This window comes from Chitinophagales bacterium, from assembly GCA_019638515.1.
GTDB lineage: Bacteria > Bacteroidota > Bacteroidia > Chitinophagales > LD1 > UBA7692.
The window spans coordinates 151,182-170,196 of record JAHBTS010000004.1; the positions used below are offsets into that span (position 1 = coordinate 151,182).

The following is a 19,015-nucleotide window of genomic DNA, read 5'->3' on the forward strand; positions in this document are numbered from 1 at the left end:
TCGTAACTTTATTTCCAGCGGAAAGTTTTAAGCATTACGCGTAAATCTTCTTTCACAAAATCTATAACGGGCTTCATGGAATCGGCATTTGGTTCGTTGTTAAAATACAAAGCTCCCCGAATAAAATGGTGTATAGAATCGGTTAAAAAGAACTGCACATTTGAAGCAGCATTGCCGCCTACTTCATAGAGTAAACCACCCACTTTATTGGGGTTTTGAATTGCTACCTCATCAATATAATCGGCACGTTTGGTATGTTTAAACGAAAGTTTGTGAGCATCTTCAATCAACTTTTCTAGTTTTTGAGTATCGCTAATTGGTTTGTAAGTAAAATTTACAACGCCATTAAAATCGGGTAACACAATGTTATACCAACAACTTCCTTCAATATTTTTATTGAAATACAATGTATCTTCTTCCGCTTTTGCATAGGCTGGAATTTCAAATTCGTAGGGACAGTTTGCTGGCGAAAACAAGGTATATCCACGTTCCGGGAACACTACACGCGGATAGGCTTTGGGTTTGGGAGAAAAATCTGGTTGGCAGGCAGAAAGTAAAATAACCAATAAAAAGATGGCGGTAAAAAAGCGTTTCATCTAAGATGTTTAAACAAAGATATGATGCAAAGAAAATCTTTTAAACGAGTGTAGCTTTCGCATTATTGCTATTGAAAACCACACCAATGATACTAAAAAATCTTGTTGAAAAAACTTGTTTCCCGTCTAACTTGGCAGTGTTATAAAATCAGTTGAAAGCTCGCAAAAACACCTATGCTAGACAGATACTTTCAAACTTTAAAGCGGAAACTTTTCAAATAACCGAAAAGTTCACCATTGGCTGCAACTAATAAAGTAGCATATTTGTAATACTTATTACTCTTCTAAAAGATGAATAAATCCAAAAGAAGTACAGAAAAAAGTAGCCAAAAAATCACTGAAAAATATTTTCAGTTTTTAGAAAAACATATTGCAGAGGTTGTTTCGCAAAGAGTAAATGAATTTATGGAAATCAATCAGATAGCCAAGGACTTGCATGTTTCTCATAAGCACTTAACAGAAACAATACAAAAAGAAACAGGTAATCACCCTTGTTATTTCTACGATCAAAGAATCATTGAAGAAGCAAAAAGGATGCTTGTAGAAACTAATATATCTGTAGCAGAAATAGCAAGAATAATGACGTATGACCCTTCTAATTTTTCCAAGTTCTTCAAGAAGTTTGTTGGACAAACACCAAGCAAGTACAGAGATAACAGAAAACTAAAAAATATATGATACTAAAAATTGCAAATGCCATCTTAATGCTATTTGCGGTGTTTATGGGCATTAAACACGGTTGGAATATGCTTACTGCCAAACCAGAAATGTTGGAAATGTTTGGCAAGTGGAACCTCGGTAGAAATTTTGTAATAGTGAATGGTGCTGTTACCTTGCTATCGGCTTTGTTCATCATGTTTCCACGAACATTTGTGTGGGGTAATTTATTGATGGCAGCAGGAATTTTACTGATTATTTGTATGCAACTCTTGCATAAAGATTTGAAAGGCGCAGCCATTGAAGTGCCGTTTCTGTTGCTCAATTTACTAATTATTTATTTGCAACACCCTTTAAAAAACAGCTAATGATGAAAGGGGCATTGATACTACTTTTGTTGGCTTCTACTATTAGCCTACAGGCACAACCATTAAAAGCAAAATCTTCAACAATTCAAACAAAAACAGAACAAAAGATGGATATTTCAAAAATTATCAATCCTCAAGTAAAGCAAGCCATTGAAGCACTGCAAAACAATGATAAGAAGGCATGGTTTTCTTTTTTTACAAATGATGCTGTGTTTACCGATGACGACAGAACCATGGATTTTACTTCCTTTTTTGATAATGCGTTTAAGCATAAAGAAAAATTCTTGACTATTGATAAAGTAGAGAACAACGGTAAAGATATTTTCGGAAATTTCTTTGCCGGGCAATGGGGAACTTTCAAAGTCTATTTTAAGTTTCATCAACAAGCAGATGGGAAATTTAACCGTTTGGATATTGGACAGTCGAAATAACTTTTTTATTTATTAACCTTAATAATTGGTTCATTCACTCGATGAATATGCACCTTACATTACTATATGTTTTAGCTCTTTTATTTGCCGTTTTTCTGTTGGTAATGCTGGCTAGGCGCATTCATGTTGCGTATCCCATTTTCTTAGTGATAGCCGGCTTGGGAATTAGTTTTATTCCGGGTGTTCCGCAGTTGCATTTAGAGCCAGAATTGATTTTCTTAATCTTCTTGCCACCTTTACTATACGAAGCCGCATGGTACACTTCATGGAATGATTTCTGGAAGTGGAAACGCCCCATTTCGCAATTGGCTTTTGGGTTGGTGTTTTTTACCTCCATGGTGGTCGCCTATGCATCGGCTTCCTTTATTCCGGGCTTTACGCTGGCTTTGGGTTTTTTGTTGGGGGGCATTGTGTCGCCACCCGATGCCATTGCTGCAGCTACTGTATTAAAAGGCATGAAAGTACCCAAGCGGTTATTGACGATATTGGAAGGTGAGAGTTTGGTGAATGATGCTTCTTCACTTATTGTTTTCAAATTCGCCTTGGCAGCGGTTTTGACTGGAACATTTTCAATGCAAGAAGCTACCGGACAGTTTTTCCTCGTTGCCGGAATGGGTGTTGTAATTGGTCTTGCGGGTGCGCATGTAATGTATGTTATTCATCGCTTTTTGCCCACCACACCTGCTATTGATGCGGCTTTAACGGTAATGACACCGTATGTTTTGTTTTTAGCAGCAGAACATTTTCACTATTCGGGAGTGATGGCAGTAGTAAGTGGGGGGTTGTTTATTTCGTATCGTTCGCATGAGGTTTTTCAAACAGGGAGTACACGTTTAAATATGTTGGGCGTATGGACAACCATGATTTTTGTAATGAATGCCTTGGTATTTATTTTCATCGGTCTTTCGCTTCCTGAAATCGTTGCGGGATTGGGCGAATACTCCATAGCCGATGGTATTAAATACGGTTTAATCATTAGCGCTATTGTAATTGCCTTGCGTTTTTTATGGGTTTATCCAACCATGCATCTTCCGCGATGGATTAGTGCCAAAGAGCGGAAAGAACCTTCGCCCGGATGGAAATTACCGATGGCAATGAGTTGGGCAGGAATGCGTGGTGTGGTTTCATTGGCTACCGCACTTTCCATTCCGATGTTGATGAGTGATGGTACCGAATTTCCACAACGCAATTTGATTGTGTTTGTAACCTTCGTTGTCATTTTTGTTACGTTGGTTTTTCAGGGATTGACCTTGCCTTTTTTAATTAAACTCATCAAGCTCGAAGAGATTGACAACATCATTCCTGAAGATGAACAGGAAGCGGGCATACAATTGCGATTAAACAATCTGGCTTTAAAAATTATTCAAGAAAAGTATCCTGAAGCAGTTAAAGAAAATGAGATGATTGGTTTTTATAAAAGTCATCTGGAAGAAACCGTTTTGAATGACACACAACGATTAGAATCGTTGGTATGTCACGAAACCGAACAAAAAGAACTGGATTTTTACCACGATGCATTGCTCGATATTTTTGCCCAACAACGCAAAGAGCTTTTTGTACTACGTAAAGAAAAATACTTCAGCGATGAGGAAATCCGTAAAGCCGAATTGCAATTAGATTTGAATGAATTAAGAATTACGGGTACCAGCCATTGATAAATTGCGAATTAATAATTACAACAATGAAAGGTAATAATATAGTTCAACAAAAATCATTTGCATTTGCAATAAGGATAGTAAATGCATATAAATATTTGACCGTTGAAAAAAAGGAATTTGTTTTATCCAAACAACTTTTACGTTCCGGCACCTCGATAGGTGCCAATATTGAAGAATCAATAGGAGGACAATCGAATAAAGATTTTCTATCTAAGATTAGCATATCGTATAAGGAGGCAAGAGAAACTGTTTATTGGATAAAATTATTGCAAGCAACAGCGTTTTTGTCCGAACAGGAAGGTACATGTTTGTTAAACGAAGCAGACGAACTTTGTAGAATTCTTGGCAAGATTCAAATCACTCTCAAAGCCCGTAATTCGTAATTTATAATTTGTAATTGACAATGAACATAGGTAGCCACTACAAGCTTCATCACTTTCTTCCCTGGACAAAGCAGAAGATAATTAAAATGCTTTTTCTGAGTCTTGTTCCTGCGGCTTTGTTTTATTTTCTTGATTGGAACTGGCTGGCAATCCCATGGGTTCCGGTGGCGTTGGTTGGTACGGCAACTGCGTTCATTTCCGGGTTTAAAAATACCCAAACCTACAATCGTATGTGGGAAGCCCGAACCATTTATGGTGCTATCATCAACAGCAGCAGGGCATTTGGCATGATGACCAAAGACTTTGTTCGCACAAGTGAAAATGAAAAAGACTTGCAAAAAGAAATCGTCTATCGCCATTTTGCCTGGCTCACCGCACTTCGCTTTCAACTCCGCGAAACAAAAAGCTGGGAGAACATAAAAACCAAAAGCTACAACAAAGCGTATCTGAAATATTACAAAGTGCCTGAGTGGGAAAGCAATTTAGAGGATGAACTAAAAGCATTTCTATCCGATTCAGAAAGGCAGCACATGCTTTCAACCAAAAACAGGGCAACACAAATTTTGGCTCAGCAATCTGAACGCATAAAAGCGTTGAATAAGCAAGGAGTAATTTCCGATTTCAATTATGTAGCATTAGAAAATCAGTTAAAAGATTTATACGACCAACAAGGCAAAGCTGAACGTATCAAAAACTTTCCTTATCCGCGCCAGTTTTCAAGTATCAATTTATACTTTACCAACTTGCTGTGTTTACTTATTCCGTTTGGCTTTCTTGGTGAGTTATCAAAGCTGATGGATAAAAATGGCGATTGGGTTATTTGGTTGACGATACCCTTGAGTGTATTGGTGGGTTGGGTGTTTTTGGTGCTCGAACAAATTGGCGAAAGCACCGAAAATCCATTTGAAGGCGGAGCAAACGATATTCCTATTACACAGATAAGCCGAATGATAGAAATTGATTTGAGAGAAATGCTGGGTGAAAAAGATTTGCCACCGGCTATTCAACCACAGAATAATATTTTAATGTAGTTAATAACGCGAATAAGTTAAATATGCCACTGATGAATAAAACATGAGTTATCTCATCTGTAGCAAAAAGAAATAAAGCATGAGTTATCTGTGCATCAGTGGCAAAAAGAAATAAACATGAGTTATCTGTGCATTTGTAGCAAAAAGAAATAAAGCATGACACATTTCCCATTAAAAGAAGAAACCTATAAAATCATTGGTGTTTGTATGGAAGTACACAATACGCTGGGCGCGGGCTTTTTGGAAATTGTGTATAAAGATGCTTTGGAATTAGAATTCAAAAAAGCAGGCATATTCTACGAACGAGAAAAAGAATATAGTGTCAATTACAAAGGAATTATTTTGCAGCATAAATTTTATGCAGATTTTGTGGTATTCGACCAGATAATCTTAGAAGTAAAAGGCGTAAAAACTATAGCTGAAGAACACATTGCCCAAACATTGAATTACTTAAAAGTATCTGGAAATGAAGTAGGGCTATTGATGAATTTTGGAGAACTAAAACTGAACTATAAAAGACTAATTTTTTAACTGATTAAAAGAAGATATACCACAGATGCACAGATGATTTTGTATTCTACTATCTGTGCATCTGTGGCACACAAAAAATATGAATAATCTACATTTAGAAACCGTAAGAAAATGGTATCCCAAAGCATTCACTTCTATTGATACCGTTAACCGTCTTTTAGACACCATCGAAAGAGAATTAGGTTTAAAACCGCATCAACTCATGCATGCTGACAGTATGTGCTGCGATGATGTGAATGCCATACAGTATCCACCAAGAGCATATGAAATGTTAGGGCCTTTTCATCTGGGTGGTTTAGACGGTTTTCCGTTTGCAGGGATTACCGGTATGAACGCCTTTGCACACCACGTGCCCGAAGATGGAGCCGTACTGGTGTTTTATGCGCCACATATTGGCATTACCAAAGACGGCAACATCGGAGAAATTCACCGAATTGGGCAGTCTTCCAACTCTGCATGTTGCGGGGCGGCTAAAGGTGCATTAGGAAAGTTATTAAACAATGAAATCATAGAAGGAAATGTTACCGATTTGGATTATCAGCAAAACACCATCGAACAAATATTTTTAAAACAAGCCAACCGGATAAAAACCGCATCCAATAAAATATTTGAAGCTACGGAAGTAATGTACGAAGCCATAGACATGCGCATGGAGGAATTGGTAAAGCAAACCCATTACCCATGCAAGTATGTGTTGTTGGTTGGCGCTGTATTTATCAATGGCGATAAAGACATGGGCTCTTTCTGTGAGTATAAGAAATTTGATTGCCTGAATCTTGAAACAGGAGTTCGAGAAAGTTTATTGAAAGCGTATTACCAATAAGAAAATAGCGATACAAAATATAAAATACGTTTCATAGAAAAGAGGGCACAACAGCTAGAGAATACACACTCTAGTAAAAACAAAAAAGGCTACTCACTTGAGTAGCCTTTTTAATTGTTTTTTTGCTTGGTTATTTACTTCCGGTACCTTCTACCAACACATTTACAGTATTGTTTAGGCATTCGGCAAAGCCACCCGAAATATCGAAAGTTACGGTTTCGGTAGGCGATTTATATTTTACAACTCCAGAGCCAAGCGCAGCAATTAAAGGCGCGTGTCCGTTGAGTATTTCAAACAAGCCATCTACTCCGGGTAACTGCACCAGCGATGCCTCTCCGTTGTAAAGAACCTTTTCCGGTGTTAGAATTTCTAATTTCATTTTTTCTTTTTGAAAGTCCGAATAAGTGCGAAGCTGTTACAATCGTGCTTATTCAAATTATTGCACTACTCAATTATTTTGCAACGTCTGCCAACATTTTTTGCCCGGCAGCAATTACTTCCTCAATAGAGCCTTTTAAGTTGAAGGCTGCTTCAGGAAACTCATCTACTTCTCCGTTCATAATCATGTTGAATCCACGGATGGTTTCTTCGATAGGAACAAACACACCCGGAATACCTGTAAATTGTTCTGCAACGTGGAATGGCTGGCTTAAGAAACGTTGTACTCTGCGCGCGCGGTGTACCACTTGTTTATCCTCTTCGCTCAATTCATCCATACCTAAGATGGCAATAATATCTTGCAATTCTTTATAGCGTTGTAGAATTTCTTTTACGCGCATAGCTGTGCGGTAGTGTTCGGTACCTACAACTTCTTCGCTCAAAATTCTGGAAGTAGAATCCAAAGGATCTACAGCCGGGTAAATACCCAAAGCTGCAATTTGGCGGCTTAATACCGTTGTTGCATCCAAGTGGGCAAAGGTAGTAGCCGGAGCTGGATCTGTTAAGTCATCGGCAGGAACGTAAACCGCTTGTACCGATGTAATAGAGCCGCGTTTGGTAGAAGTAATACGCTCTTGCATTAAACCCATTTCGGTTGCCAAAGTAGGTTGGTAACCCACCGCAGAAGGCATACGACCCAAAAGTGCCGACACTTCGGAACCGGCTTGGGTAAAACGGAAGATATTATCTACGAAGAATAGAATATCGCGACCACCAGAAGATGTATCGTTTTTATCGCCATCGCGGAAGTATTCAGCAATAGTTAAACCACTAAGCGCCACTCTTGCACGTGAGCCGGGAGGTTCGTTCATTTGCCCGAAGACCAACGTGGCTTGCGATTTAGCCAACTGGGCACCATCTACTTTAGATAAATCCCAACCGCCTTGTTCCATGCTGTGCTTAAACTCTTCGCCATATTTAATAACGTTACTTTCAATCATTTCGCGTAGCAAATCGTTTCCTTCGCGAGTTCTTTCGCCCACGCCAGCAAATACCGATAAGCCCGAATAGCGTTTAGCGATATTGTTAATCAACTCCATGATTAACACCGTTTTGCCTACACCGGCACCACCAAAAAGACCAATTTTACCACCTTTTGCATAAGGCTCAATAAGGTCAATAACTTTAATACCGGTAAAAAGAACTTCGGCAGAAGTGGTTAAATCTTCGTAAGCCGGTGGTTGGCGGTGAATTTCGTAGCCACCATCTTTAGAAACCGGAATATTGATACCGTCAATAGCATCTCCGGTAACGTTAAACAATCTACCTTTAATACTTTCGCCAACAGGCATTTTAATTGGAGAACCCAAATCTACCACATCTAAACCTCTGCGCAAGCCATCGGTAGAGTCCATCGAAATGGCGCGAACGGCATCTTCGCCTAAGTGCTGCTGCACTTCAAGAATTAGTTTTTGTCCGTTATCGCGGGTTACTTCCAAAGCGTTCATAATTTTAGGAAGAACAGCGTTTTCAGCTTCAAAACTTACGTCCACAACGGGCCCGATAATTTGTTTTATTTTACCAATGTTAGCCATAAATACTATAAATAAGTTATTACTTTTTTGTTTTATTTTTTCAAAAAGCGCTGCGAAAATAGGCGTTTACCGCTATTATCAAAGCACAAAGTTTAGGGAAGGCTAAAATTAAGTATGTGAAGTGTTTGCTTTAAGCAACAATGCTGCAATATTTTTCAATTTGGCAGGGTTGTTCTCAAAAAAAAGGAGGCTGTTCCCCCAAAAAAGAACAGCCTCCAAAATTTTAATATAAGTGAGGTGGTATTAAATACCGATGTGCAGCACTTCAAATTCCATAATGCCACCGGGCGTTTGTGCTTTTGCTGTTTCGCCCACTTTTTTGCCAAGCAGTGCAGCGCCAATAGGCGAGGTAGAAGAAATTTTGTTTTCTTTTAAATTGGCTTCGGCTTCGCTTACAATGGTAAACGACATTTTTTTGTTCATTTTTTTATTGAGCACATCAACTTTAGACAGTATGCCTACTTTAGAAACATCTACCTTGCTTTCGTCTAAAACACGGGCATTGGCAAGCTGGGTTTCCAACTCAGCAATTTTAGCTTCTAAATGGCCTTGTTCTTCTTTGGCAGCATGGTATTCTGCGTTTTCGCTCAGGTCGCCTTTTTCGCGGGCTTCGGCTATAGCGGTAGCCACTTCTTTTCTACGGGTTACACTCAGGTATTTTACTTCTTTTTCGAGTGCTTCGTAGCCTTCTTTAGTCATGTAATGAATAGCCATAAACATTCTTCTTGGTTCATTAGAAAATAAAAGACGCCCCCGTTTGGCAGAAGCGTCTTAATAGTTTGGCGAATATAGTGCTTGTTGTGGTGTAAACCAAAAATTTGGCTTTATTGTGTTTTGGGTAGGCTAAACCAAAAAGTGGCACCTTCGTTTATTTTTCCTTCGGCCCAAATGGAGCCTCCGTGGTTTTCTATAATTTGCTTTACTAAGTGAAGCCCAATTCCGGTTCCTTCAAAATCGCTAGAGGTGTGTAACCGCTGAAAGGCATCAAAAATTTTGTAAGCATGTTGCATATTAAATCCGGCACCGTTGTCTTTCACAAAATAGGTAATGCTTTTTTCGCTTTCGGTATAGCCTACGCAAATATGCGGTTTTGCTATTTTTCCAGAGTATTTAAGGGCGTTTGAAAGAAGGTTAATAACCACTTGTTCAACCATAGAAGCATCTGCGCGAATGCCGGGTAAATCTGCTAATTCCAATACAGCTGTGGGATTGGTGGTATGAAGATTGTTCCATACTTTGGAAAAAAGGGTTTTCATATCTACCGGGGTGAGGTTCAATTTTTGTTTTCCGTATTTGGCGAGTGTAAGCAGGTCTTCTATAATGTTGTTCATACGCAGGGTGTTTGCCGTAATGTGGTTGAACAAAGTTTGCATTTCGGCAGGAATATTGGCAACATGTTGCCGTTCAATTACCTGTATAAAGCCATTTATGGCTCTAAGCGGAGCACGTAAATCGTGCGAAACGGAATACGAATACGACTCTAATTCTTTGTTGGTACGGTTTAGTTTTTCGGTATTAAGTAGCAGTTCTTCTTGTTGTTGCTTTTGCAGCGATATATTTCGGCCTACGGCATAAATACTTTTATTGTAGAGTACGGCATTCCATTGCATCCAAATATAGGTTCCGTTTTTGCAGCGAAAGCGGTTTTCAAAATTTTCGGTTTTGCCGTTTAGGGCAATGTTTTCAAGTTCTTTTCTGCTATTATCTAAATCGTTTTGGTGCACCAGCGATATAAACGGTATTGAGAGTAGTTCATTTCTTTCAAAACCAAGCAACTGCATAAACTGGGCGTTAAAATCTAAAAAACTGCCATCAAAACTTACCGCTAAAAAAGCGTCTTGGGTTTGGTCGAAATAGATATTTCGTTTTGCAATTTCTTCGTTAGCTTTTTGCAATTCTGCAGTGCGCTCTTTTACTCTTGTTTCTAAGGAGGCATTAAGTTGGTTGAGCGCTTCTTCTGCCATTTTTTTATTGGTAATATCAACACGTATTACTACATATTGGTATGGCTTTTTTTGTTCGTTTAAAAAAGGAACAATAGTGGTATCTACCCAATACAGCGAACCATCTTTGGCTTTGTTTCTAACTTCGCCCCGCCAAATGTTTCCCGCTAAAATGGTTTTCCAAAGATCTGCAAAAAACTCTTTTGGATGATAGCCGGAATTGATGATGTTGTGTTTTTTACCAATGAGTTCTGCACGCTCAAACTTAGATATTCGGCAAAAATTATCGTTGGCATGTGTAATGGTTCCATACTTATCGGTAATGGCAACAATGCTGGATTCATCTAGTGCAAATTGGTAATCGAGCAGTTCTTTCGTTTTGCTATCTACTGTTTTTTCTAAATTGGTATTTATTTTTTTGAGCGAGAGTTCGGCTTCGCTTCGAGCCTTATCGCTTTTGTTTAATGCCAAAGCTAAAATCCAAGTAACACCCAAAAGCATGGTAATAATGAGTGTAATAAGTATGGCAACCCCCATTTCGGTGCCAACGATATAACTGTTGTTTGCCCATAGCCGCAAATAGCCCAATAGTGCAGGAATAAATACAATAGGCGGCAACAGCAGTCGGGCAATACTACCGCCAGCAAAGCGGCTGGTATAAGTTTGCATAAACCCATAATTGCTATTTAAGAGCAACACAGCCATAGAAAGCAAACCAAAACTTACCGCAGTTTGAATAGCCATGGGATAAGTGTTGGCAAATCCATAAAGTGCATTTACCTTATAGATGTTGCCAATTACGGCAAAGTAGGAAACAATAGTTGTAAATATGGCCAAATAAGCCGCTATGGTTCTAATGCAGGTATTTGTAAAGCAGGTAAGCAACACTGCACCACCCAAAAGCCAAAAACAAACGATGGTATTGAGCGCAATATTGTTTGCAAAACCATTAAAAAAAGAGGCTTGTACATTTTCGCCCAAAAGCCAATGATCTATTTGCGTATCAAGATAGGGGTAAATAATTGCCAACGATTTAAGTGCTCCAATACCAACAACCAAAAGCGCTAAAAGCCTTGCTATTTGTAGTTTGCCTTTTACAATTAACACAATGGCCACGCCTGCCACCATAAGCCCTACTGCAGTAGTTGGGTTCATGGTAGGCAACTTGCCAAGCGGCTGTTTTAAAAAATCTATATTTAAAGCCCAACCCAGCAGCGTAATAGCAGCATTTATTCCAACAATACCGGCAAAGGCATAAATATACCTACTAAAAAACTTAAACTGCTTTTGTTTGAAAACATGGTTTAAGGTATCCATGGCGTTTAGTCGTTTTTAAACACATACAATAGAAAGCAATAAAATATAAAGAGGTAATACAGAATGAAATAGCCTAAAACATATCTTCAGCAAATAAGTTATAGACTATTTGGTAAAGATAATGGCATGTTTGTTAAGAAACAAGGGAGTCAGAAAAAAATATCTGTTTCAACACGAAATAAGAGCCGGAGTAAAGAAAAAAGCCATTAAAGCAAAAATCAAAAGTAACCGCACTAAAAATTTGTATAGTTTTGCGGCTTCCAATGAGCAAGCGCGAAGAAAATACTGGCAAAAAGAATAACCCCAAAGCACCACTTCCTTTTGAAAAATTCAGGAAAAAGGCACCGGAGAATTCTAATTTAAGCCAAGCTGCAGGAAGAGCAGTAAAAGCCAAAATAAATTCATTTAAAAAGGGCGAAGAAGAAAAACTTCAAAACCTCGAAGAAAAAAACCGTAAGAGAATATACCAAAAAGAAAGCATAGAGCCGGTTGCAGAAGGCAATATGCGGCTGAATAAATTTTTGGCACACGCAGGAGTGGCTTCGCGCAGAAAAGCCGATGAAATTATACAAGCAGGCAAGGTTTCGGTAAACGGAAAAGTGGTGTTTGAAATGGGGCATCGCTTAAACCAAGGCGATAAAGTACATTATGAAGGAAGATTGCTGAATGCAGAGCCCAAAGTGTATGTGCTGCTGAATAAGCCTAAAGATTACATTACAACTGTAAGCGATGAGCGCGACCGCAAAACCGTAATGGATTTGCTGGAAAATGTAAACGAAAAACTTAGAGGTGGAAAAAAAGTGCGCCTTTATCCGGTTGGAAGATTAGACCGCAACACTACGGGCGTACTTTTGTTTACCAACGATGGCGAACTGGCGCAGCAACTCATTCACCCATCTTCCGAAGTACGAAAAGTATATCACGTATTTTTAGATAAAAAACTAAGGGAAGCCGATTTTGAAAAAATTGCCGAAGGCGGAGTGGTGCTAGAAGACGGTATTGCCGAAGTAGATGAAATAGCCTTGCCCAACCCTAAAAACAAAGCGGAAATTGGTATAGAAATACACAGCGGAAAAAACCGTATTGTGCGAAGAATTTTTGAATCGCTGGGTTACGAAGTGGTAAAACTCGATCGCGTATATTTTGCCGGATTAACCAAAAAGGATTTACCGAGAGGGCGCTGGCGCTTTCTTTCGGAAGAAGAAGTGCGCATGTTGCGATATTTTACCAAAGGAACAGTAAAAGAAGAAGCTCCCAAAAAGCCGCGTAAGCGAATTGCTAAGCGATAGACGTTAATTCGGCATAAGTTTTTTCTATCCAAAAAATAGAAAGCTTATTGCGCACCAGAATAGACTGCTTTACCGACACAAAAAAATCTACCAACTTTTTAAATTCCGAAGGTTTTTGAAGATAGCCGTCTGCCTGTAGGTTATAGCAATCCATCATATCGCGCCTGTAATCGGAATTGGTGATAATAAAAACGGGAATTTGCGAAAAATTGGTATTCGATTTTACAAAACTCAACACATCTTTTCCGTTTAGTCTGGGCATGTTTAAGTCCAATAAAATCATATCCACCTTATTATCAATAATACGCGAAGTGTTTAAAAAATCGCAGGCTTCTTCGCCATCGTAAGCATAAGAAAGCGAAACCAAATTATCTAATTCGGCATCCTTTATGGCTTCCAGCATTAAACGGAGTTCGGCAGGGTTATCATCTACCAGTAGCAAGTGATAGGTATGAGTAGAAGCATCTGCCATACGCTGAGTTTTGTTTCATACCAAATGTAAAAAAATATTAATGCCATACGCAAATTTGCGTACGCACATTATCCCAGGCAGTGTGCATTAAATACCACAAGGCTTACTCGCGCGGCTCGTAGGTTTTTTGCTCTTCTGATTCTAAGAAGGGCTTTTTGGGCTGGTGTTTTGGATCTTCTTCGTGTAGAATAAAATCTTCAATTTGTTCGGCACCCAAGCGCTTGGCTTTAATAATTTTGTTTTTGTCGAGAATGTAGATTTGCGGAGTGCTTTGTATATCCCACTCGTAGCGATAGTTGTTTTGGCGGAAGGGATCTGCCACATTTATCCAATCCAACCCCTTTTCGCGAATAAAGGCAGTCCAATCGTTTAGCTTCTCTTTTCCCATAATGGCAGGAGCAAGAACTTCTACATCCACTCCTTTCTTTTTAAGGTTGTGGTAGGCTTCTAGCAATACCGGAACTTCTTTTTTGCAGTGGCCGCAATCCGGATCCCAAAAGCAGAGAACAGTATATTTATTGGGTAGGTTGTATAGGTTGTGGTAGTTTTTCAACGTGCTATCTGCCAAAATAATATTCTGAGCTTTTTTACCCAGCAGCAGCGGTTCTAAAATAGTGCCGCGCTCTACAATTTTCGCCAGTTGTGCAGAATCCACCCAAGGAGCAAAACCTTTGGCGTAATAATTTTTTACCAAGTGAACATACACCGCATCCATACCCATAATTTTGGCATTGGCCATGGTATTTAAAAAGTAAACCAACATATATTTAAAAATATCGCCTTGCGGGTTCGAAATTTTAAGCATGTTATCGGCAGCTAAAGCCAGCGAATCGGGAATTTGGTAAACTGTGCGTGTAAAGTATTGTTTTAGTTTGTTGTGAAAAACAGGCGTGCGCAGCAAGCGGTCGTCACTCAAATCAATATTGTCCCAGTAGTGGGTTTTGTACCAATACCATTGGTAAGTAGAATCAATTATTTTTCCATTGGCATCGCGAGGAGCTTCGGGTACTTCGGGCTCTTTCATGGCTTTTAGTACCTTGGCATAAAGCGTTTGCGGATGGTTGTGCATAATGGCTTCGCGCTTGGTTTTTACATCTGCATCTATCTTTTTCAGTTCATTTTTAAGCGCATCTGCTTTGGGGCTGTTTTCGGGTTTTTTTAATTCGGAGTTAATGGAATCCGATGTTTTACGAATTTTATTGAGGTACAGCATATCATCGTAAAACAGTTTGTTTTCGAGCGAGTTAAACACTTTCATTTTTCCGGCCAGCTCGGTAGTATCTGTTTCCATTTGGAATTGGGGTTCGCTCATAATGAGTTCAAAATAGCGATTGCCCAACTTGGGAAATACTGCCAAATAAATACCGCCCGGCAAAGCAGAATCGGCTTTAATGGTGGCCACACCTTTAGAGTCAAAAAGAACTGTATCTTTTACATATTGCTTATCGCCACTGTAAAAAGCCAAAATCATATTGCTGTTTTCTAACCCTTTTACAGTGAGCTTGATGTTGGTTTTTACTGCCGTTGCAGGCTTAGTGGTTTTGGGTTGTGCAAAAACGGCAAGCGCCAAAAAAGTAGAGGTAAGCAAAAAAAGTTTCTTCATAGAAAAAGTTGATGGCGGTAAATTTATGATTATGAATGACGTATTTACACAAAAAAGGCTCAAAGATGGTGCGTTAATTTTTGTTAGGCTCCAAAAGCGGCAAGCATATTGTATGTACCAAATTCACAGATAATATGAAAGTTGAAAATCCATTTTGTGTACGTTTGCGCTATGGTTTTTGATACCGAAAAAATTTCGCTGGAGCAAACAGGTTTGTTGTCTCCGCTGCTGCGCGATTATTTGTATAACTCAGAAAAGGTGCGCCATCTTTTTTCGTTTTTTCCGGAAAAAGAATCGGTGCCGGCTGCTATTGCACAAAAGCAGCAACAGCACATAGATAGAGCGGCACTTGCCAATATACTTTTGGCACAAGCAACCAGCCGAAACGCATCGGCAGCTACACTTGCCAATATAGCACAGATAAAAGATGAAAACACATTTACGGTAACCTGCGCTCACCAACCCACGCTGCTGTTTCACCCTGCTTTTTATTTTCATAAAATAGCTTCCACCATAGCGCTTGCCAAAGAGTTGAAGGCAAGTTTTGGAGCCTATAATTTTGTGCCCGTATTTTGGCTTGGCAGCGAAGACCACGATTTAGAAGAATTGGGAAGTGCCACTGTTGGCGGTTTGGCAGTAAGTTGGCAAACAGCACAAACGGGCGCAGTGGGGCGGTTTTTAATAGATGATAGTTTTAAACAAGTTATAGCAGAATTTAAGCAGGCGGCACCCAATTTAAACATCCATTTGCTAATGGAAGAAGCTTTGCAACACACACAGCATTTTGGAGCCTTTGCTGCGTATGTAACGCAGGCATTTTTTAAAGAAGAAGGCTTGGTGGTTTTAAACCAAGATTGTCCACAACTGAAAATGCAGTTTGCTTCGGTTATAGAAGATGAAATACTACACTCCAGAGCCGAAGCAGTATTGCAACCCACCTTGCAATTTTTAGAAGGCAACTACAAGGCGCAAGCAAGCGTGCGCCCTATCAACTTCTTTTATTTGGGCAAAAACTATCGCGAAAGAATAGTGCGCCAAGGCGAAGATTCTTTTGCTGTATTAAATCGGCAGGAAACATTTACGCGCGAAAGCATAAAAACCGCCATAGCCGAAACGCCCGAAAATTTTAGCCCCAACGTTATTTTTCGTCCGTTGTATCAAGAAACAGTATTGCCCAATGTGGCATTTGTGGGCGGAGGTGCCGAATGTAGTTATTGGCTTCAGCAAAAAGCACTTTTCGATTATTACAAAGTGGCTTTTCCTATTGTGTTGCACCGCACTCCGGTAGTGGTTCTGCCGCAAAATGTGGTAAGAAAAATGAGTAAGCTGCAGCTAAACACCGAAAGTGTTTTTAAGCAGCAAGATGCTTTTGTAAAAGGCTATTTAGAAGAAAATTTTGGCAACGAAATTTCGCTAAAAGAAGCCACCGAAGCCATAGCACAAACTTTTGCTTTTATAGAAGAAAAGCTTGCAGCCATAGACAGCACACTGGCAATGAGCGTAAAAGCCGAAAAGCAAAAAGCACTTGCTGCCGTTGCACAACTCGAAGGCAAAGGCATAAAGGCACTCAAGCGCAAAAGCGAAACGGTGGTGGAGCAACTTACTGCTATACATCAAGCCTTTTTTGTGGCGGGCGCTTTACAAGAGCGCAAGCTCAATTTTTTCGACCTGCCGGAAGCCGAAAAACTACTTGCCACAATACTGGCAAACAGCAACCCTTTTGAAAAGAATTTAATAGTGGTAAAACCGCAATCAATATAACACATGGTGGTTTTAAGTTTAAGGTAATGGTTTACTTTTTTGAACACCCGCGGGTTGCCATTCTATTTTTATTGAAAAAACAGTTTTTCTTTTCGCAAGAAGAAAATATGTTTGCATAAGAAAATAGAAAAAGCTATGTCGAAAATTATTGGCGGAATTTTTACGGTAGTAGGCGGTTTAACAGCAATGTATCTTGCTTTTTTGTGGGGCAATACTTCTAATGTTTTAGAGTATAACGACCCTGCAAAACACCAAACCATTTTACAAACAGGATTAGCTATTCCAATATTTTTTACCGTACTAATGCTTAGTATAGGCTTAACTTTTATGTTTGTTTCTAAAGAGCCAAACACCAAGTAAAAGACTGTATTTTTAGAATAATTGCACCAAAAGCCATTCGCTTATTTATTAGCGGATGGCTTTTGTTTTTTACCGCCCGAAAGTTTGTTTTTATGAAAAAGCCGTTTAACCTTAGCCTCTAAATATGGCATTAGAAGAAGAATTACTGAAGCAGCTCAGCGAAGACCTGAGTGTTTGCCGCGAATATCTTAGGCAAGTATCCAACGCCATGCGCAAAGGCGATGTAAGCAAATACCCGATATTTATTGCGCACCGCGATGAAACAGATTTAGGTGTGCCAATTATTCACCGTGCAGAAATGGATTTGTATTGGAGTTTTAGCGCCTCGCATTTAGAAGACTTGGTAAACAGAAAAATTGTGTTGCTCGAAAAAGTAGAAGACTTTAAAAAAGCCTATCGCGACCCGGCAGCTTTTATGTGTATTCTTGTAATTGATGCCGAAGAGGGCAACTTTGTGTTTCTGCCGTTCGAAAAAACAAATTTACCGCCCAACAGCCAGCCACAACTAAACTAAACACCAGCCGCAATGAACGTTGTAGAGCTTTACGATATTTTTAAACAAAGCACCGGTATTACTACCGACAGCCGAAATATTGCTGCAAACAATATTTTTTTTGCACTAAAAGGCACAAATTTTAATGGCAATCTCTTTGCTGCCGAAGCAATCGAAAAAGGCGCTTTGCTGGTAGTGGCAGATGAGCAGCATTTTGCACCTAATCCTAAAATTGCCATAGTAGAAAACGCACTGCAAACCATGCAGCAATTGGCGCTTTTTCATCGCAAAAAATTTAAGGGAAAAGTAATAGCACTTACAGGCAGCAATGGCAAAACCACCACCAAAGAACTAATGGCTGCCGTACTTGCAACCACCTACAAAACACAAGCCACCAAAGGCAATTTAAACAACCATATAGGCATACCGCTCACGCTGCTTTCTATGCCCGAAAGCATAGACTTTGCCATAGTGGAAATGGGCGCCAATCACCAGCAAGAAATACACAGCTATTGCCAATATGTGGAACCCGATTTTGGTTTAGTTACCAATGTTGGTTTGGCGCACCTCGAAGGTTTTGGCGGTTTTGAAGGTGTGGTAAAAGGGAAAACAGAATTGTATCGCTACCTAGCTGCTAATGGCGGCAAAGTATTTGTAAATACCGACAACGATATACTGCTGCACCAAGCAAAAGAAGCGGGATTTATCGCGTCCAACCTTATTACTTACGGCACGGCAGCTCCGGCTTTTTGCGAAGGTAAGTTGCAAGAAGGAACTTTTTTAACGCTGGCAGCCGCAGGCGAAACCATACACACCAACTTAGTTGGCAACTATAACTTTGAAAACGCACTGGCAGCTTGCTGCACCGGAAAATATTTTGGTGTAGAGTTTCCAAAAATAAAAGCCGCATTGGAAAATTATGTACCAACCAATAACCGCTCGCAAAAGATAGAGCAAAATGGCAACACCATTATTTTAGATTGCTACAATGCCAACCCCAGCAGTATGAAAGCAGCCATAGAAAGTTTTGCCAACACGGCAGCCCAGCCTCGCATAGCCATTTTGGGAGGCATGAAAGAAATGGGCGGCAGCAGCGCTCGTGTACACGAAGAAATAGCGGCTTTGGCGCAGGCACAGCAACTGGAGCAAGTTATTTTTGTGGGCAGCGAATTTGAGGTGGCCAATTTTGGATTAAAGTTTTTAACTACCGAAGCAGCCATAAACTGGTTGAAAGCCCACCCTTTTTCCGGAGCCAATATTTTGGTGAAAGGCTCGCGGGCATATAAGTTAGAAACACTCTTTCTATAAATAATTTTAGCCGCGTGT

20 protein-coding genes are annotated in these 19,015 nt (G+C 39.6%); 13 read left to right on the plus strand and 7 right to left on the minus strand.

Translation table 11 applies throughout. The annotated features are described in order from the left end of the window. Window positions 1-8 precede the first annotated feature (8 nt). A complete protein-coding gene (locus tag KF872_08980; protein MBX2903676.1) occupies window positions 9-596 on the minus strand; it encodes a hypothetical protein in 588 nt (195 codons plus the stop codon). 291 nt (window positions 597-887) lie between these two features. Between KF872_08980 and KF872_08985 the strand changes: the two genes are divergently transcribed. From KF872_08985 to KF872_09020, 8 genes are all read left to right on the plus strand, one after another. After that, a complete protein-coding gene (locus tag KF872_08985) occupies window positions 888-1,274 on the plus strand; it encodes an AraC family transcriptional regulator (protein ID MBX2903677.1) in 387 nt (128 codons plus the stop codon). Further along, the gene (locus KF872_08990; protein MBX2903678.1) at window positions 1,271-1,621 is read left to right on the plus strand and encodes a DoxX family protein; all 351 of its coding nucleotides are present in this window, start codon (window positions 1,271-1,273) and stop codon (window positions 1,619-1,621) included. The genes KF872_08985 and KF872_08990 overlap by 4 nt, the downstream gene beginning before the upstream one ends. A gap of 29 nt (window positions 1,622-1,650) precedes the next feature. Further along, window positions 1,651-2,052: a hypothetical protein gene (locus KF872_08995; GenBank protein ID MBX2903679.1), complete on the plus strand. Its 402-nt coding sequence runs from the start codon at window positions 1,651-1,653 to the stop codon at window positions 2,050-2,052. Between the two features lie 47 nt (window positions 2,053-2,099). Next, a complete protein-coding gene (locus KF872_09000) occupies window positions 2,100-3,707 on the plus strand; it encodes a Na+/H+ antiporter (protein MBX2903680.1) in 1,608 nt (535 codons plus the stop codon). A 26-nt stretch (window positions 3,708-3,733) separates the two neighbouring features. Beyond that, window positions 3,734-4,093, plus strand: coding sequence for a four helix bundle protein (locus KF872_09005; GenBank protein ID MBX2903681.1), 360 nt, complete (start codon window positions 3,734-3,736; stop codon window positions 4,091-4,093). A gap of 86 nt (window positions 4,094-4,179) precedes the next feature. Next, complete coding sequence (locus KF872_09010) at window positions 4,180-5,124, plus strand: hypothetical protein (protein ID MBX2903682.1); 945 nt, start codon at window positions 4,180-4,182, stop codon at window positions 5,122-5,124. Window positions 5,125-5,280: 156 nt separating this feature from the next. Then, window positions 5,281-5,655: a GxxExxY protein gene (locus KF872_09015; protein ID MBX2903683.1), complete on the plus strand. Its 375-nt coding sequence runs from the start codon at window positions 5,281-5,283 to the stop codon at window positions 5,653-5,655. 79 nt (window positions 5,656-5,734) lie between these two features. Then, window positions 5,735-6,478 carry a hypothetical protein gene (locus KF872_09020; protein ID MBX2903684.1) on the plus strand — a complete coding sequence of 248 codons (744 nt, stop codon included), beginning with the start codon at window positions 5,735-5,737 and terminating at the stop codon, window positions 6,476-6,478. A 130-nt stretch (window positions 6,479-6,608) separates the two neighbouring features. Here KF872_09020 and atpC read toward each other — a convergent pair whose 3' ends face one another. The 4 genes from atpC to KF872_09040 all read right to left on the minus strand — a co-directional run bounded on the left by atpC (window position 6,609) and on the right by KF872_09040 (window position 11,711). Then, window positions 6,609-6,857, minus strand: a complete 249-nt coding sequence (gene atpC / locus KF872_09025) for an ATP synthase F1 subunit epsilon (GenBank protein ID MBX2903685.1) — start codon at window positions 6,855-6,857, stop codon at window positions 6,609-6,611. Between the two features lie 73 nt (window positions 6,858-6,930). Further along, entirely contained in the window at window positions 6,931-8,451 is a 1,521-nt protein-coding gene (gene atpD, locus KF872_09030) for a F0F1 ATP synthase subunit beta (GenBank protein ID MBX2903686.1), read from the minus strand. A gap of 243 nt (window positions 8,452-8,694) precedes the next feature. Continuing rightward, the gene (gene greA / locus KF872_09035; protein MBX2903687.1) at window positions 8,695-9,165 is read right to left on the minus strand and encodes a transcription elongation factor GreA; all 471 of its coding nucleotides are present in this window, start codon (window positions 9,163-9,165) and stop codon (window positions 8,695-8,697) included. A gap of 110 nt (window positions 9,166-9,275) precedes the next feature. Continuing rightward, entirely contained in the window at window positions 9,276-11,711 is a 2,436-nt protein-coding gene (locus KF872_09040; protein MBX2903688.1) for a PAS domain S-box protein, read from the minus strand. Window positions 11,712-11,974: 263 nt separating this feature from the next. Here KF872_09040 and KF872_09045 point away from each other — a divergent pair, with 263 nt between their 5' ends. Further along, complete coding sequence (locus KF872_09045) at window positions 11,975-13,000, plus strand: rRNA pseudouridine synthase (GenBank protein ID MBX2903689.1); 1,026 nt, start codon at window positions 11,975-11,977, stop codon at window positions 12,998-13,000. Here KF872_09045 and KF872_09050 read toward each other — a convergent pair. Together KF872_09050 and KF872_09055 are read right to left on the minus strand one after the other, a co-directional pair. Then, on the minus strand, window positions 12,990-13,472 hold the full coding sequence (locus tag KF872_09050) for a response regulator (protein ID MBX2903690.1): 483 nt from the start codon (window positions 13,470-13,472) through the stop codon (window positions 12,990-12,992). The genes KF872_09045 and KF872_09050 overlap by 11 nt on opposite strands. Window positions 13,473-13,575: 103 nt before the next feature. Next, window positions 13,576-15,075, minus strand: coding sequence for a DUF5106 domain-containing protein (locus tag KF872_09055; GenBank protein ID MBX2903691.1), 1,500 nt, complete (start codon window positions 15,073-15,075; stop codon window positions 13,576-13,578). A 156-nt stretch (window positions 15,076-15,231) separates the two neighbouring features. Between KF872_09055 and bshC the strand changes: the two genes are divergently transcribed. The 4 genes from bshC (at window position 15,232) to KF872_09075 (ending at window position 18,997) form a co-directional block, all read left to right on the plus strand. Continuing rightward, entirely contained in the window at window positions 15,232-16,836 is a 1,605-nt protein-coding gene (gene bshC, locus KF872_09060) for a bacillithiol biosynthesis cysteine-adding enzyme BshC (GenBank protein ID MBX2903692.1), read from the plus strand. A 135-nt stretch (window positions 16,837-16,971) separates the two neighbouring features. Next, on the plus strand, window positions 16,972-17,196 hold the full coding sequence (locus KF872_09065) for a hypothetical protein (protein MBX2903693.1): 225 nt from the start codon (window positions 16,972-16,974) through the stop codon (window positions 17,194-17,196). Window positions 17,197-17,320: 124 nt separating this feature from the next. Continuing rightward, window positions 17,321-17,710, plus strand: coding sequence for a hypothetical protein (locus KF872_09070; GenBank protein ID MBX2903694.1), 390 nt, complete (start codon window positions 17,321-17,323; stop codon window positions 17,708-17,710). Between the two features lie 12 nt (window positions 17,711-17,722). Then, window positions 17,723-18,997, plus strand: coding sequence for a UDP-N-acetylmuramoyl-tripeptide--D-alanyl-D-alanine ligase (locus KF872_09075; protein MBX2903695.1), 1,275 nt, complete (start codon window positions 17,723-17,725; stop codon window positions 18,995-18,997). The last annotated feature ends 18 nt before the right edge of the window (window positions 18,998-19,015 follow it).

What these genes read in the sequence shown, in the direction of transcription:
- KF872_08985 (MBX2903677.1), top strand. Translation starts at nt 888, where the DNA reads ATGAATAAATCCAAAAGAAGTACAGAAAAAAGTAGCCAAAAAATCACT.
- KF872_09050 (MBX2903690.1), bottom strand. Translation starts at nt 13,472, where the DNA reads ATGGCAGATGCTTCTACTCATACCTATCACTTGCTACTGGTAGATGAT.
- KF872_09065 (MBX2903693.1), top strand. Translation starts at nt 16,972, where the DNA reads ATGTCGAAAATTATTGGCGGAATTTTTACGGTAGTAGGCGGTTTAACA.
- KF872_09005 (MBX2903681.1), top strand. Translation starts at nt 3,734, where the DNA reads ATGAAAGGTAATAATATAGTTCAACAAAAATCATTTGCATTTGCAATA.
- KF872_08990 (MBX2903678.1), top strand. Translation starts at nt 1,271, where the DNA reads ATGATACTAAAAATTGCAAATGCCATCTTAATGCTATTTGCGGTGTTT.
- KF872_09075 (MBX2903695.1), top strand. Translation starts at nt 17,723, where the DNA reads ATGAACGTTGTAGAGCTTTACGATATTTTTAAACAAAGCACCGGTATT.
- KF872_08980 (MBX2903676.1), bottom strand. Translation starts at nt 596, where the DNA reads ATGAAACGCTTTTTTACCGCCATCTTTTTATTGGTTATTTTACTTTCT.
- atpD (MBX2903686.1), bottom strand. Translation starts at nt 8,451, where the DNA reads ATGGCTAACATTGGTAAAATAAAACAAATTATCGGGCCCGTTGTGGAC.
- KF872_09020 (MBX2903684.1), top strand. Translation starts at nt 5,735, where the DNA reads ATGAATAATCTACATTTAGAAACCGTAAGAAAATGGTATCCCAAAGCA.
- KF872_09040 (MBX2903688.1), bottom strand. Translation starts at nt 11,711, where the DNA reads ATGGATACCTTAAACCATGTTTTCAAACAAAAGCAGTTTAAGTTTTTT.
- KF872_09015 (MBX2903683.1), top strand. Translation starts at nt 5,281, where the DNA reads ATGACACATTTCCCATTAAAAGAAGAAACCTATAAAATCATTGGTGTT.
- atpC (MBX2903685.1), bottom strand. Translation starts at nt 6,857, where the DNA reads ATGAAATTAGAAATTCTAACACCGGAAAAGGTTCTTTACAACGGAGAG.
- KF872_09045 (MBX2903689.1), top strand. Translation starts at nt 11,975, where the DNA reads ATGAGCAAGCGCGAAGAAAATACTGGCAAAAAGAATAACCCCAAAGCA.
- KF872_09010 (MBX2903682.1), top strand. Translation starts at nt 4,180, where the DNA reads ATGCTTTTTCTGAGTCTTGTTCCTGCGGCTTTGTTTTATTTTCTTGAT.
- KF872_09055 (MBX2903691.1), bottom strand. Translation starts at nt 15,075, where the DNA reads ATGAAGAAACTTTTTTTGCTTACCTCTACTTTTTTGGCGCTTGCCGTT.
- KF872_09000 (MBX2903680.1), top strand. Translation starts at nt 2,100, where the DNA reads ATGCACCTTACATTACTATATGTTTTAGCTCTTTTATTTGCCGTTTTT.
- greA (MBX2903687.1), bottom strand. Translation starts at nt 9,165, where the DNA reads ATGGCTATTCATTACATGACTAAAGAAGGCTACGAAGCACTCGAAAAA.
- KF872_09070 (MBX2903694.1), top strand. Translation starts at nt 17,321, where the DNA reads ATGGCATTAGAAGAAGAATTACTGAAGCAGCTCAGCGAAGACCTGAGT.